This window comes from Mesorhizobium sp. Root157, assembly GCF_001427385.1.
In the GTDB taxonomy this organism is placed as follows: Bacteria; Pseudomonadota; Alphaproteobacteria; order Rhizobiales; family Rhizobiaceae; genus Mesorhizobium.
In genome coordinates this window covers 232,824-245,788 of record NZ_LMGJ01000023.1, presented here as the reverse complement: position 1 = coordinate 245,788, position 12,965 = coordinate 232,824, and the positions used below count along the sequence as shown (strand labels likewise).

Sequence of the window (12,965 nt, the reverse complement as noted above, 5' to 3'; positions counted from 1 at the left end):
GATTTGTCCCCGCTGCCCTAGCCGCGCCAGTCCACCTCGACCATGCCGAGCCGCCGGTAGAGCCGCAATGCAGCGGCATTGTCGATCGTATTGGTCTTGAGATCGACATGGCTTGCCCCGCGCGCCCGAAACGTCTGGAACACATGGCGCATCAGCGCTTCGCCGATACCCTTGCCGCGCGCCTGTTCCGCCACGGCCAGATCCTTGACGAAGGCCGAGGTCCAGCACAGCGCCGCACCGGCAAGCCGGCCACCGCCGTCGCAGACGAGAAAGCACAGCGCCGGATCGAAGTCGGCATCGCCGCAAATGCGCGGCCACCATGTCTCGAACGGACCGTCGGTGCCGTCGTCGAAAACTTCGGCGAGCAGCGCGTGCAGCAGCGCCGCATCGGCAGGCTGGAATGCGCGCGGGGCAAAGCCTTGCGGCCAGCGCGGCAGGTCGAGGGGATCGCTCAGGGGTTTGCGCAGGCGCACGTCGTTGGCAGCCGGCGCGCGCGGCTCAGGCATCAGGAATCGGTCAGCGAAACCGGCAGGTCCATCACCGGCGGCGTCTCGGCCGGTTGTGCCGGCACGACAGGGAGCCGGCGCTTGCGGTCCCTGCCCAGCCCGGTGATCGCCAGCATGCCGCGGCGCTTGGCGTGGTAATAATAGCCGCTCTGGTAGAGCCGGTCGGCGCGGTCCTCGTCGCGGTCGGCCACCAGCCACGCGCCGCGCAGGTATTTCACCGCATATTTGAGGTTGGTCTCTGCATCGAGCAGCCCGTTGGCCGGCCCGCTATAGCCCATGCCCCGCGCCGTCGCGTGCTTGATCTGCATCAGGCCCCAGTGGCCCTTGTTGTAAGCCATCGGGTTGAAGGTGCTTTCGCGCTTCACCACGCGCCGCACGAAGGCTTCCGGCACTTCGTAAAGCGCGGCGTATTTGGCGATCAGCCGGTCCACCTCGCCGCGCGGCTGTGCCGCCGGATCGGGCATCGCCGGCTGGGCGGGCGCCACGAAAGATGCCGGCTGGATCTGGGGCATGGCGGAAGCCAGCAAGGCCGGCTGTGGCGCAACGCCCGGCATCGCGGACTGCGGCTCGGCTGCGTCGGCGACCAGCGCTTCGCCGGGCTGTGCCGGCGGCGGCAGGGCGGCCATGTCGGCAAGCTGGGCCGCATCGGCAAAGGCGCTTTCGGGCAGCACGGCGACCGTATCGGGCAGCGGGATGGTGAAGCCCGCATCGGCCTCCTCGACGCTCACATTTTCCGCCAGCCCCGGCGACTGCGAGGTCGTGGTGCAACCGGCAAGGCCGAACGCGGCCAGCGTCACACCAAGGGCGGCAATGGAAAGCTTCGCTGGCAAGCCGGGGGTTCAAGGTCCGTTGGTCGGGAACGTGCCTACGCTCCTTACACCAGCCGATTCCGCCCCGCAACCTGTGGCTTTCGCGGTTTTCGGGTGGCAATTGCCACAACGCGGTGCGATAATGTTCCCGCTTCGTACCGGCTTACCCCCTCGAAAATGGGCGGCATGTGCGAAAGGATGACGCGATGAACGCTGCACTGTCTCCCGAAACCATCGGCCGCGCCGTCTTCGAAACGGCGCTTGGTTTCATGGGAATTGCCTGGAGCGAGAGCGGCCTCACAAGGCTGCATCTGGCGGAAAAGAGCCGCGGCAGCGTCGAACGTCGCCTGTTGCGCGAGGTCGGCAATAGCGCCGCCGCAGGCGCTGGAATGCCGGCATGGGTCGTCGAACTTGTCGACAGCATCAAGGCCTATGCCGCCGGCGAACAGGTCGATTTCTCGAACGTACCGGTGGATCTGTCAGGCGTCGACAATTTCCGGCTGGCCATCTACGATGCCGCGCGCAAGCTCGGCTTCGGCGAAACCACCACCTATGGCGAACTGGCAAAGCGCGCCGGCAAGGCCGGCCTGCCGCGCGAAACGGGTGCCGCGCTTGGCGCCAACCCGGTGCCGCTGGTCATCCCGTGCCATCGCATCCTCGCCGCCGGCGGCAAGATCGGCGGCTTTTCTGCCCCTGGCGGCTCGGTCGCCAAGGAAAGGATGCTGGCCCTGGAAGGCGTGCGAATCGGCCCCCCGCCTTCGACGCAGGCCGCGTTCAGCTTCTGAAACCGCAAGACGCCCGCTCAATCCGGAAACATTGGCCACAGCCGCCTAAAGCGGCGGTTGTCTTCGCGGGGCTCGCATTTGCGCACCGGGCACGCCCTCGCATCGGCACTCGGCACATAGGCGCGCGCGCTCTTCTGCTCCATCGGACACATGCGGTCGCTGCGCACATAGCGGTCGTAAAGCGTCATGTTCGGATTGCGCGGCGATCGATAGCGCAGGATGACCGCCCCTTCACGGGCCACCCGCGCCTGAACCTCGCCGCAACTCATGCGGGTCGGGTCGTAGCGGGATATGGCATGCGCCTCTGCCGCGATCAGGCACAGGCTTGCTGCAATAAGGATGGCTTTCATGATCTCACTCCGAATCTCTGCCGACGGGTAAAATTCCAACCCTAACGCTCGCATGCCGTGCAAGTTCCGCCACAGTTAAGGTGCTCCTTGGCAGCTTGCTGCAAGCCATTTGCGGCAGCCTCTTGTTTTTGCCGCAATCACGAATTATATGCGGTCCGTTGATATTTCGGCCGATCGATCCGGGCCTCGCGATCCTCGCGTTTGCTGACGTCTTTCTCCAAAATCTCGATGCCACCGGCCGGGCTTTGGTCCGGTCACCGAAAACATGAGCAGACTCGAAGGAATACTACTATGGCAACTGGGACCGTGAAGTGGTTCAACGCCACCAAGGGCTACGGCTTCATTCAGCCTGACAATGGCGGCGCGGACGTATTCGTCCACATCTCCGCTGTCGAACGCGCTGGCATGTCGACCCTTAACGAGGGCCAGAAGGTCAATTTCGAGATCGAGCAGGACCGCCGCACCGGCAAGTCGTCCGCTGGATCTCTGAGCAAGGCAGCCTGATTTAGCACAAGGCGCGCGCCGGGCGAGAGCTTGGGGCGCGCAGCAAGTCACGGATGTACTGGCGGCTGCGTGAGAAGCGCGCCGGAGCATGTTGAACCCGACCAGCCGATGCAGCAGATTGCTGCCGGCCCGGACCACAGGCTCCCAATCAGGCTACCGAGCATCGAAAGGCGGGATTTTTCCCGCCTTTTTGTTCTTCGCAGACAGTCTACCGACAGGCCGCAAGCCCGACCGGGCGTCGCGCCTCGTGGCGCACAGAGCGAGCCGCGTAAGCGGCGGCCGCGTGGGGACAATTCAATCAGGCAGCCAGTCGATCGGCACATGCCCCGGATCGGCTTCGACCCGCTTCAGCCAACCAGCCACCGCCGGATAGGCGTCGAGTTGGAAGCCGCCCTGCTCTGCCGTGTGGGTGTAGGCATAAAGCGCGATATCGGCAACGCTAAGCACCTCCCCGGCGAAATATTCATTCCCCGCCAGATGCCTGTTCATGACGCCAAGCGCCTTGTTGCCTCGCTCCAAGGTCTGCGCCAGCCGTTCAGGCGTCGCGTCCTTCGCCCGTTCAGGAAAGGTCAGCAGTGCCTTGCGCACGGCGATATACGGTTCATGGCTGTACTGCTCGAAAAACAGCCACTGATAGGCGAGCGCCCTTTGATAACGGTCGCCGGGCAGGAAGCGCGTTCCTTCCGCGAGATAGAGCAGGATCGCGTTCGATTCGGCGATGCGCCGGCCATCATCGAGTTCAAGCAGCGGCACCATGGCGTTGGGGTTCTTGGCCACGAAGTCCGGCGCGCGCGTCTGGCCAGTATGCGAACTCACCTCGACATTGGTAAACGCCATGCCAAGCTTCGCCATCAAGAGCCGCGGCTTGTAGCAATTGCCGCTGTCGATCATTCCATAAAGCAGGGTCATTCGGCCAGCCTCCCCAACGCTTGAATATTGCGCCCGGCGGTTTACGCTTCCAGTGATTTATGTTGGTGCAGCGATCGATTGCGCTGATCGGTCAGCCGATCAGCGGCGATGCCAAACCAGAACGGCCAAGCAGGCGCGCTGTATCGATCGGTTCTTCGTCGAAGATCGTTCCAGCCAGTGCCGGTCGCCCAAGAAGAAACCCTTGCAACAGATCGGCACCGCCGTCGAGGGCCACCCGCAACTGCTCCGGCTGCTCGATGCCTTCGACCAGGATTTTGGTGCCACGGTCATGCAACAGGCTGACCAGCGATTTGAAAAGACGCTCGGCCGCTGGAAAACGGCACAGCAGCGCAAACCATGGCCCATCGATCTTGACGATGTCCGGCTCGATAAGTTTGAGCCGCTCTTCGGTCGAATGGCCGGCGCCGAAATCATCGACCGCTATGCGAAGGCCATTGCGACGCATTTCATGCACGATGGCCGCCAGCACCTTGTCGTTCGGTGCGGCATGCTCGGTGATTTCGCAAACCATCATGCCGGGATGCAATTCTGCATCCTCCAGCCCTCCCATCATCAGCCGCAACTCGGACAAAACCCGACCAGGATGATCATTGACGCCGGGGTGGAAGTTAAAGAACAAATCCAGTTCGCCAACGCCGATATTGCGGAAATTGCGCAAATGCAGCGTCCGGCACATCGTTTCCACGAACAGCCGATCCTTGGCGGCGACACCGTCGAAAAACACCGACGACGAAATGGCGGCACCGACCTTGTGGGGTTCGATAAGGGCCTCCACGGCCACCGGCTTCAGCGAGCCTTCAAAAGGCGCAAAGATCGGCTGGTAGGCACTGCGGAGCCGGAACTCGCCATAGACTCCATATTCGATGCCGATTTCATCGGCAAAGATAGCGCCGCCGACATCGCGACGCCGCTCGGCTCTACGCGTCATCTGGCAGTCCTGCGGCCAAATACCTTGGCCGTACGTCCGGGGGCACGCGCCGGCTGGGTCGTCTCGGCCTGGCCGCTCTCCCCAGGTCTCTCGGACGGCTCAGCAGCGGTGACCATCGACCGGAGTGCCGGCGAGGCGATTTCCGGGCGCGCCAGCACGAAGCCTTGAACCATCGAAGCGCCGGATTTCTCCGCAAGCTCCAGTTGCCAATTCTCCTCGATACCCTCGAAGACAGTATGTATCCCCTGCTCCTCGAAAGACTTCACCATCGCCTTCAGCAAGGCAAAGCCTGCACCCGATTCCATCAGTTGGGCGATCCACACCGCATCGAACTTAACGATATCAGGCTTCAGTTCCTGGATACGGGTGATGTCGGACTCATCGGCACCATAGTCGTCAACGGCAATGCGAAAGCCGCTGTCGCGCAACGCTGCGACAAAATCGTAGAGTGCTTCCTGCGATACCGTCTTTTGCTCCGTCACCTCGCACACCACGCGGCGCGGATCGATATTCGCTTCATGCAGCACCAGCCGCATGTCGCGCATGGCGGCATCGGAAATGCTGCGGTCGGTAAACACGGACGGGTCGAAATTGATGAACACCGACATATCTTCAGGCAGGCATGCGCCGGCGTTCAAAAGGTGCATCGTGCGGGTCAGCCCTTCGATGTGCAGGCGATCCACGGGGGGACAGCCCGAAAAGAACACCGCAGGCGTTTCTGGCTCCCCATCGCGGAAAGGGCGGATGAGGCCTTCGAACGCAACGATCGAAAGCCTCCCCTCATTGAATGCAAAGATCGGTTGAAAAGCACTCTTGAGCGCATAAACGCCCCACACACCGGTCGCGGTGCCGTCTTCATGACGAATGACATGGGCGAGCCCAATGCTCCGAGCCAAAATGGCGCTCCGCGAAACGGTTGCAAATCAGGCAACTCTACCCGCCAATATTTTACCGCTCGTTAATGTAGCAGGAAACGGATTTTCCTGCAGGTCAATTCGCTAAGCTTGCACTTCGCCCCCCGATGCGACAATAGAAATGCGCAGTCGAGTGACTGCTCAGCCACACACTGGAGACGTTTCTCATGGCCTTTCTCGCCGACGCCCTTTCCCGCGTAAAGCCTTCCGCGACCATCGCGGTGACGCAGAAAGCGCGCGAGCTGAAAAACGCCGGGCGCGATGTCATCGGCCTTGGTGCCGGCGAGCCGGATTTCGATACGCCCGACAACATCAAGAATGCAGCGATCGAAGCAATCCGCCGCGGCGAAACCAAGTACCCTCCTGTGTCCGGCATCGTACCGCTGCGCGAGGCGATCACCAAAAAATTCAAACGCGAGAACAACCTCGACTACAAGCCCGAGCAGACCATCGTCGGCACCGGCGGCAAGCAGATTCTGTTCAACGCCTTCATGGCGACGCTCAACCCCGGCGACGAGGTCATCATCCCGCGCCCCTATTGGGTCAGCTATCCTGAAATGGTGGCCATCTGCGGCGGCACCTCGGTGTTTGCCGAGACCTCCATCGACAACGGCTTCAAGCTGACGGCACAAGTGCTGGAGAAGGCAATCACGCCGAAGACCAAATGGCTTTTGATGAACTCGCCGTCCAACCCGTCGGGCGCAGCCTATTCCGAAGCCGAACTCAGAGCGCTGGCCGACGTGTTGTTGAAACACCCGCATGTGTGGACGCTAACCGACGACATGTATGAGCACCTCACCTATGGCGATTTCGTCTTCAAGACCCTCGCCGAGGTCGAGCCGAAGCTCTACGACCGCACGCTGACCATGAACGGCGTGTCGAAAGCCTATGCGATGACCGGCTGGCGCATCGGCTATGCCGCTGGCCCGGTCGCGCTCATCAAGGCGATGGATATGATCCAGGGCCAGCAGACGTCTGGCGCCTGCACGATTGCCCAGTGGGCGTCGGTCGAAGCACTCAATGGTCCGCAGGATTTCATCGAGAAGAACAAGGCGATTTTCCAGAACCGCCGCGACCTCGTCGTGTCGATGCTTAACCAGGCCCGCGGCATCTCCTGCCCCTCGCCGGAAGGCGCCTTCTACGTCTATCCCTCCTGTGCCGAACTGATCGGCAAGACAGCCCCCAACGGCAAGCTCATCGACAGTGATGAAGCTTTCTGCACGGAATTGCTGGAGGCGGAAGGCGTCGCGGTGGTGTTCGGGTCGGCCTTCGGCCTCGGCCCCAACTTCCGCATTTCCTACGCCACGTCGGAGACGCTGCTGGAAGAAGCCTGCACACGCATCCAGCGCTTCACCGCAAGCTTGAGCTAACCAGCCCAGGTTAGTGGAAATCACAAAAGCCCGACCTCGCGCCGGGCTTTTTGCCGACGAGAAGTCCAATTCCACCCTGCAGCCGTCGCCTCAAGGCTGGCACATCTTTCATGGACGCCCGGCAGGGTTCGTTGTAGCCATTGCGACTGCTCGATTTTAGAGGAGACACGGCATGGACCGTTTCACCGGCGGTTGCCTGTGCGGCAACGTCCGATTTGTGGCGTCGGGCGCCCCATACCGGGTCGGCCTTTGTCACTGTCTCGACTGCCGCAAACATCATGGGGCCCTTTTTCACGCATCCGCGATATTCCCCCAGGAGGCGGTGACGATCGCTGGCGAAACACGCGATTACGCCGGGCGGTTTTTCTGCCCCCGCTGCGGCTCATCCGTTTTCGGCCGCACCGCCGACGAGATCGAAGTGAACCTCGGATCCCTGGATGCCCCTGATCAACTAAGGCCGACCTACGAACTCTGGACCGTCCGTCGCGAATCCTGGTTGCCGCCGTTTCCGCTGACGAAACGATACGAACGCGATCGTGACGCCACGGGTCGCTTCGAGGAATAGATCGCCAAAGTCCGCTTCCCACCCCAAGCGGGACCATACGCTACCCGAGTGCGACCTTGTTGCAGACGATGTTGACACTATCGAAAATAAGGGGCATCGCGATGTATGACGGTCATCCAGCCGTCATCAAACCACAGGACACACCAATGGACCCGGACAGTCGAAGTCCCTCTTCGAACCCGTCGTCCGCGTGAGCCTCTAGTTGCGGGCTCCACGGATGGCGCAATAGCCTTACCGGAAGGAGCCAGGAATGCTGCGCATCTATGCAGGCCATAACGGCCGTTTCGCTACCATTGAAAATTTTGACCGGCCCGAGGCTTCCGAAGCGGTGTGGCTGGACCTTCTCGACGCCTCCAGCGAGGACGTGAAGCGCGTCGAAACTCATCTCAAGATCGCCATTCCCACACGCGACGAGATGGCGGAAATCGAGCTCTCGGACCGCCTCTATAACGAGGACGGCGCCGAATTCATGACCATGACGGCGATCACCGACGTGGAGGGCGACGATCCAGTCAAATCGCCGATTACCTTCATCTTGAAGGGACAAACGCTGGTTACCGTTCGCCACGTCGATTCAAAACCGTTCGTCCAATACATGGCCAAGGTGCAGCGCGGCACCGCCGGACAGTGTGCATCAGGCGAGGCCATCATGATTGGCGTGATCGAGGCCATCATCGACCGGATTGCCGACACACTGGAGCGCATCGGCGACGAGGCCGACGCGATCTCCCGGGAGGTGTTCCGCAACAAGTCGGAGAACGCGACGAAAAAGACCCACGATCTCCAGTCGCTGATCGAGCAGATCGGCCTGAAGGGCGACCTGCTGACCAAGGTTCGCGAAAGCTTGATCAGCATCACCAGGCTCGCCGCCTATCACAGTGCGGTCGAGATCAGCCGGCTGTCGTCCGAAACGGCCAAGCGCAAATCAAAGAAGGACATCCGGGAACACATCAAGCTCATTCAGCGCGATGCCGCTTCTCTGGCCGATCACGCGATCTTCCTGTCCGGGAAGATCAACTTTCTGCTGGATGCGACGCTGGGCCTGATCAATCTCCAGCAGAACCAGATCATCAAGATCTTTTCGGTGGCTGCCGTCGTGTTTCTGCCGCCGACATTGGTGGCTTCGATCTACGGCATGAACTTCGATGTGATGCCGGAATTGCATTGGACGCTTGGCTATCCGTGGGCGCTCGGTCTCATGGCGCTGTCAGCCATCGTGCCCTACTGGTTCTTCAAGCGGCGCGGCTGGCTTTGATCGTGGTCTCAGGCTCAAGGCATCGCACGGGCTTCCGCAGCGGCGTCATCCGCCATATTGGTCGTCGCTCACCGGTTCCAGCCAGTCGACGACCTTACCGTCCTGCGCTTCCTGCATGGCGATGTGGGTCATCGCTGCAAGGGGCGCGGCGCCGTGCCAATGCTTCTCGCCGGGCGCGAACCACACCGTGTCGCCGGCCCTGATTTCCTGAATTGGCCCACCCCAGCTTTGCGCGCGCCCTGCCCCTGAAACCACATGCAGCGTCTGCCCGAGCGGATGCGTGTGCCAGTGCGTGCGGGCGCTCGGCTCGAAGCGTACCGAAATCGCGCGTAGGCGGGCAGGCGCGTCCGCCTCAATGATTGCGTCCTGCGTCACCCGGCCGGTAAAATACTGGTCGGAGGCAAGGCGGGTCGGCACGCTTCCGCATGGTGTGATCTTCATGGGTGAACCTCGTTCCTCGCCTATGCCCCAACTGATCCTGCCGGCTGAACGGCAGTTTCGCGGCCATCGCCATTTTCACGATACATTAGCCATCGCGTAAAAATTGCATAGAAGTTTAACGTCTCGAAATCCCTGCTTGCAACAATGACGGCAGACAAAGCCGACATCGAGAACCAATACAAGTTCGGCTCAACAGGGGCCCGCTGACTGCGGGAGGCTCGAAATGACGTCCAAAGCCAGGGCTCAGCCCAGGAAAATGACCAATGTCCAGCCTGACCAGGGAAAGGACACGCAGCCGTTGCCGGCCGGCCGTTTTACCTACAATCAGCCGGCTTCGGCCTCCGCACTGACGGATGCTGGCGCTTTGCAGACCATGCTGGCCAAGGAGTTTGGCAACGAGGAGCACGAGAAGACTCTCTCCCCGCCGCCAACGCCATCGCGCTTTAGCCAGCCGCTGTCGCCGATGTGGTCTCGCGGCCTCAAGACGATCGCCGGCCTGGCGATCCTGCTTACGGTGGGGTGGATGCCGATGCAGCGCCTCTTCCAGGTGTCCAGCGTCGAAGCCGTGGTCAACGCCCAGATCGTGACCATACGCGCGCCCATCGGTGGCGTCGTCGCGGAAGGCCTGGAAGGCCTTCGTGTCGGCAGTACCATCCCCGCCGGTTGGCAGTTGGCGACCGTGGTCAATGCCCGCGCCGATCACAACGCCATCGAGCGCGCCTCCGAAGAACTGGGCGCAGCCCGCGAAGAGCAGGATGCGCTCGCTTCGCGCATCGAGCGTCTTGCCGAGCTGCGCACCGGCATCTCCAAGCGCGTGGAAACCTATCGCACCGACCGCAAGAACCGCGTCGCGGCCAAGATCGCTGAAGTCGATGCCGAGTTGTCCGGAGCGGAGGCGGTGCTGTCCCGCGCCGAGGCCGAATTCCAGCGCCAATCGTCTTTGGCGGCTTCCGGCGCCGGTGCGAGAACCTCGCAAGAAAACGCCAGGCGCGATCTCGATGTCGCCACGGCTGCCCTGAATCAAGCGAAGGCTCGAAAGGCTGCGTTTGCCGTCGAAGCCGAAGCGCTGGCGCAAAGCCGCTTTTTCGGCGACGGCTATGACGACGAGCCCCGGTCGGCCCAGCGCCTCGACGACATAGCCGAGACGATGGCGACGCTTGAGGCCGACAAGGCGAGGCTGGATGCCCGGGTGACGCGGCTGCAGCAAGGGCTCGATCGGGAACAGTCTCAATTCGAACTGGCCAGCAACGCAACGCTTACGGCGCCCACCGCCGGCCAGGTCTGGGAACTGTTCACCGCCCCCGGCGAACAGGTCGTCGCCGGCCAGCCCTTGGTCAGCGTGCTGGACTGCTCGAAACTTCTGGTTACCGCCGCTGTTACCGAAGCCGTCTACAACACCCTTTCGGTGGGCATGCCGGCAAACTTCACCTTCCGCGACGGGACGCACGCTCTGCCAGGCAAGGTCGTGCAACTGAGCGGCGTCTCTTCTGCTGCCTCCAACTTCGCCATCCTCCCCTCGGCGCTGACCAAGGAAGCCTATCGCGCTTTGGTTGCGGTCGAAGGCATGCAACAGGAAGGCTCCTGCCCGGTTGGCCGCACCGGCCGGGTGGTATTCGGCGAAGCAGCTTCCTGAGAGCGACCCAACCATGAACCCGATCCTGTCGGTTCTGTCGGAAGGTGCGGTGCCCGGCTTCATCATTGCCGGGCTCTTGTTGGCAGCGATGCCGTGGATCGATCGCCATAGCCGGCTGCGGATACTGCCGATCATGCTGGTGTTGGCCCTCACCGCCAGGTACCTTTATTGGCGCGTCACCATCACCATCCCGTCCTTTTCAGATCCCGTCGACTTTGCCTTCGGCTGGCTGTTCTTTCTGATCGAACTGGGTGCGGTTTCGGGCTCGGTGATTTCCTACATCACCCTCACCCGAACCGGCGAACGCACGAGCGAGGTCGAGAACAATACACCTTGGCTTTTCTCCCAGCCACAGATGCCCTTGGTCGACGTCTTCATCTGCACCTACAACGAGGAACGCGAAATCCTCGAGCGCACCATCGTCGGCGCCACCGGCATGACATATGCCCATTTTCGTGTCTGGGTGCTGGATGACGGCCGGCGGCCATGGCTCGCCGAACTGGCCGACGAACTGGGCTGCAACTATCTGACCCGTCCCGACAACGCCCACGCCAAGGCCGGCAACATCAACCACGCGCTTAGGCACGTCTCGGCACTGGACGAGCCGCCCGACTTCATTTCCGTTCTCGATGCCGATTTCGTGCCGACGCCGATGTTTCTGTCGCGCGCGCTGACCCTGTTCAGGGAGCCGGATGTCGGCATCGTCCAGACGCCGCAGCACTTCATCAATCCCGACCCGATCCAGGCCAATTTGCAGGCTTCGGACGCATGGCCGGACGAACAGCGCTATTTCTTCGATGTGCTGATGCCGGCCAAGGATGCATGGGGCACGGCCTTCTGTTGCGGCACCTCCTCGGTCATACGCATGGAGGCGTTGCAAACTGCCGGCGGCTTCCCGACCGAATCCGTGACGGAAGACTATTTGCTTACCCTTCGCCTGAAGCGCAACGGCTTTCGCACTGTCTATCTCAACGAGCGCCTTTCACTCGGCCTGGCGCCGGAAGGCCTGCAGGAATACATCACCCAGCGGTCCCGCTGGTGCCTTGGCTTCATCCAGATCATCCGCGGCAAGGACGGCCCTTTCAACCTTGGCAACGGTCTTCAGTTCATCGACCGCGTCAGCCTTGTCGAAAGCCTGCTTTACTGGAGCATGGCCTACCTGTTTCGCGTGGCGGGCGTTCTCGTCCCGATCTTCTATCTTCTGCTCGGCATCAACGCCGTCAATGTCGGCACGGCGGACGGCATTGCCAATTTCCTGCCCTACTATCTCGCCCAGATCGCGGTGATGGCGTGGCTGTCCGGACAGCGAGTCCTGCCGGTCATGACCGACATCTCCCAGTTGCTGGCGGCTCGCGAAATCCTGACGGCCGTCGCCATCGGCCTGTTCAAGCCCAAAGGCCAGAAATTCAAGGTTACCGCCAAAGGCGGCGACCGCTCGAAAACGGTCATCCAGTGGCGCATGATGAGTCTGTTCAGCTTCCTGCTCGGCCTGACCGTTCTCGGCGTACTGCTCTCGTTCGGCGGTAGCGGCCCGCTCCAGGATTCCAGCATGGTGGCGCTGTACTGGTCCTGGTACAACATGGTCATCCTCATTTCCGCAATCGCGGTTTGCATCGAAAAGCCGCGCCTGCGCCGCCATGAACGCCTTCAAGGCAAGGAAACCGTGATCGTGTCCTTTGACAACGAACACCACATCTTTGTCACGGCGGATGTCTCGGTGGGCGGCATGCGCCTGCTCGGCAACGTTCGCGCGCCTGTCGGCACGCGGGTGTCGGTGCAACTTGGCCATGCTCATTTCGAAGGCAACATCGTGCGGCGCTCGGAATCCGACTTCGCCGTTTCGCTCGACGAAAACCTCGTCAACCGCACCGCCATGATGCGCCGGGTCTATTCCGGCGACTACAAGGCTCATATCGTCAACGTCAAACCGGGGGCCGTCGCCCGCAAGGTCATCGGTCGTTTGATGAAATAGCGG

General features: G+C 61.8%; 14 protein-coding genes. 7 read left to right on the top strand and 7 right to left on the bottom strand.

What is annotated here, in order from left to right; genetic code table 11:
* Positions 1-17: 17 nt before the first annotated feature.
* Together ASD64_RS13485 and ASD64_RS13480 are read right to left on the bottom strand one after the other, a co-directional pair.
* Positions 18-506 carry a GNAT family N-acetyltransferase gene (locus ASD64_RS13485; protein WP_056105762.1) on the bottom strand — a complete coding sequence of 163 codons (489 nt, stop codon included), beginning with the start codon at positions 504-506 and terminating at the stop codon, positions 18-20.
* Complete coding sequence (locus ASD64_RS13480) at positions 506-1,336, bottom strand: lytic transglycosylase domain-containing protein (protein ID WP_244480791.1); 831 nt, start codon at positions 1,334-1,336, stop codon at positions 506-508. Before ASD64_RS13480 ends, ASD64_RS13485 begins: the two co-directional genes overlap by 1 nt.
* A 185-nt stretch (positions 1,337-1,521) precedes the next feature.
* Between ASD64_RS13480 and ASD64_RS13475 the strand changes: the two genes are divergently transcribed.
* Complete coding sequence (locus ASD64_RS13475) at positions 1,522-2,100, top strand: methylated-DNA--[protein]-cysteine S-methyltransferase (protein WP_056105760.1); 579 nt, start codon at positions 1,522-1,524, stop codon at positions 2,098-2,100.
* A 17-nt stretch (positions 2,101-2,117) separates the two neighbouring features.
* Here the strand turns inward: ASD64_RS13475 and ASD64_RS13470 are convergent, their stop codons facing one another.
* Positions 2,118-2,450, bottom strand: a complete 333-nt coding sequence (locus tag ASD64_RS13470) for a hypothetical protein (RefSeq protein WP_056105759.1) — start codon at positions 2,448-2,450, stop codon at positions 2,118-2,120.
* Positions 2,451-2,741: 291 nt separating this feature from the next.
* Here ASD64_RS13470 and ASD64_RS13465 point away from each other — a divergent pair, with 291 nt between their 5' ends.
* A complete protein-coding gene (locus ASD64_RS13465) occupies positions 2,742-2,954 on the top strand; it encodes a cold-shock protein (protein WP_056105757.1) in 213 nt (70 codons plus the stop codon).
* Between the two features lie 294 nt (positions 2,955-3,248).
* On the opposite strand, the gene ASD64_RS13460 is transcribed toward ASD64_RS13465, so the two are convergent.
* From ASD64_RS13460 to ASD64_RS13450, 3 genes are all read right to left on the bottom strand, one after another.
* Positions 3,249-3,863 carry a glutathione S-transferase family protein gene (locus tag ASD64_RS13460; protein ID WP_056105755.1) on the bottom strand — a complete coding sequence of 205 codons (615 nt, stop codon included), beginning with the start codon at positions 3,861-3,863 and terminating at the stop codon, positions 3,249-3,251.
* Positions 3,864-3,954: 91 nt separating this feature from the next.
* Entirely contained in the window at positions 3,955-4,812 is an 858-nt protein-coding gene (locus ASD64_RS13455) for an EAL domain-containing protein (RefSeq protein ID WP_056105753.1), read from the bottom strand.
* Positions 4,809-5,708: an EAL domain-containing protein gene (locus tag ASD64_RS13450; protein WP_056105751.1), complete on the bottom strand. Its 900-nt coding sequence runs from the start codon at positions 5,706-5,708 to the stop codon at positions 4,809-4,811. The genes ASD64_RS13455 and ASD64_RS13450 overlap by 4 nt, the downstream gene beginning before the upstream one ends.
* A gap of 185 nt (positions 5,709-5,893) precedes the next feature.
* Here ASD64_RS13450 and ASD64_RS13445 point away from each other — a divergent pair, with 185 nt between their 5' ends.
* From ASD64_RS13445 to ASD64_RS13435, 3 genes are all read left to right on the top strand, one after another.
* Complete coding sequence (locus ASD64_RS13445; protein ID WP_056105749.1) at positions 5,894-7,096, top strand: pyridoxal phosphate-dependent aminotransferase; 1,203 nt, start codon at positions 5,894-5,896, stop codon at positions 7,094-7,096.
* Positions 7,097-7,268: 172 nt separating this feature from the next.
* Positions 7,269-7,661: a GFA family protein gene (locus ASD64_RS13440; RefSeq protein ID WP_056105747.1), complete on the top strand. Its 393-nt coding sequence runs from the start codon at positions 7,269-7,271 to the stop codon at positions 7,659-7,661.
* 250 nt (positions 7,662-7,911) lie between these two features.
* Positions 7,912-8,916, top strand: coding sequence for a magnesium transporter CorA family protein (locus tag ASD64_RS13435; RefSeq protein ID WP_056105745.1), 1,005 nt, complete (start codon positions 7,912-7,914; stop codon positions 8,914-8,916).
* Positions 8,917-8,961: 45 nt separating this feature from the next.
* Here ASD64_RS13435 and ASD64_RS13430 read toward each other — a convergent pair whose 3' ends face one another.
* Positions 8,962-9,357, bottom strand: a complete 396-nt coding sequence (locus tag ASD64_RS13430; protein ID WP_056105743.1) for a cupin domain-containing protein — start codon at positions 9,355-9,357, stop codon at positions 8,962-8,964.
* A 223-nt stretch (positions 9,358-9,580) separates the two neighbouring features.
* On the opposite strand from ASD64_RS13430, the gene ASD64_RS13425 reads away from it, so the two are divergent.
* Both ASD64_RS13425 and ASD64_RS13420 read left to right on the top strand, forming a co-directional pair.
* Complete coding sequence (locus tag ASD64_RS13425) at positions 9,581-10,990, top strand: HlyD family secretion protein (RefSeq protein WP_082549984.1); 1,410 nt, start codon at positions 9,581-9,583, stop codon at positions 10,988-10,990.
* Positions 10,991-11,003: 13 nt separating this feature from the next.
* On the top strand, positions 11,004-12,962 hold the full coding sequence (locus ASD64_RS13420) for a glycosyltransferase (protein WP_056105738.1): 1,959 nt from the start codon (positions 11,004-11,006) through the stop codon (positions 12,960-12,962).
* Positions 12,963-12,965: the final 3 nt, after the last annotated feature.

What these genes read in the sequence shown, in the direction of transcription:
- ASD64_RS13425 (WP_082549984.1), top strand. Translation starts at nt 9,581, where the DNA reads ATGACGTCCAAAGCCAGGGCTCAGCCCAGGAAAATGACCAATGTCCAG.
- ASD64_RS13430 (WP_056105743.1), bottom strand. Translation starts at nt 9,357, where the DNA reads ATGAAGATCACACCATGCGGAAGCGTGCCGACCCGCCTTGCCTCCGAC.
- ASD64_RS13475 (WP_056105760.1), top strand. Translation starts at nt 1,522, where the DNA reads ATGAACGCTGCACTGTCTCCCGAAACCATCGGCCGCGCCGTCTTCGAA.
- ASD64_RS13470 (WP_056105759.1), bottom strand. Translation starts at nt 2,450, where the DNA reads ATGAAAGCCATCCTTATTGCAGCAAGCCTGTGCCTGATCGCGGCAGAG.
- ASD64_RS13460 (WP_056105755.1), bottom strand. Translation starts at nt 3,863, where the DNA reads ATGACCCTGCTTTATGGAATGATCGACAGCGGCAATTGCTACAAGCCG.
- ASD64_RS13445 (WP_056105749.1), top strand. Translation starts at nt 5,894, where the DNA reads ATGGCCTTTCTCGCCGACGCCCTTTCCCGCGTAAAGCCTTCCGCGACC.
- ASD64_RS13440 (WP_056105747.1), top strand. Translation starts at nt 7,269, where the DNA reads ATGGACCGTTTCACCGGCGGTTGCCTGTGCGGCAACGTCCGATTTGTG.
- ASD64_RS13485 (WP_056105762.1), bottom strand. Translation starts at nt 506, where the DNA reads ATGCCTGAGCCGCGCGCGCCGGCTGCCAACGACGTGCGCCTGCGCAAA.
- ASD64_RS13455 (WP_056105753.1), bottom strand. Translation starts at nt 4,812, where the DNA reads ATGACGCGTAGAGCCGAGCGGCGTCGCGATGTCGGCGGCGCTATCTTT.
- ASD64_RS13420 (WP_056105738.1), top strand. Translation starts at nt 11,004, where the DNA reads ATGAACCCGATCCTGTCGGTTCTGTCGGAAGGTGCGGTGCCCGGCTTC.
- ASD64_RS13435 (WP_056105745.1), top strand. Translation starts at nt 7,912, where the DNA reads ATGCTGCGCATCTATGCAGGCCATAACGGCCGTTTCGCTACCATTGAA.
- ASD64_RS13465 (WP_056105757.1), top strand. Translation starts at nt 2,742, where the DNA reads ATGGCAACTGGGACCGTGAAGTGGTTCAACGCCACCAAGGGCTACGGC.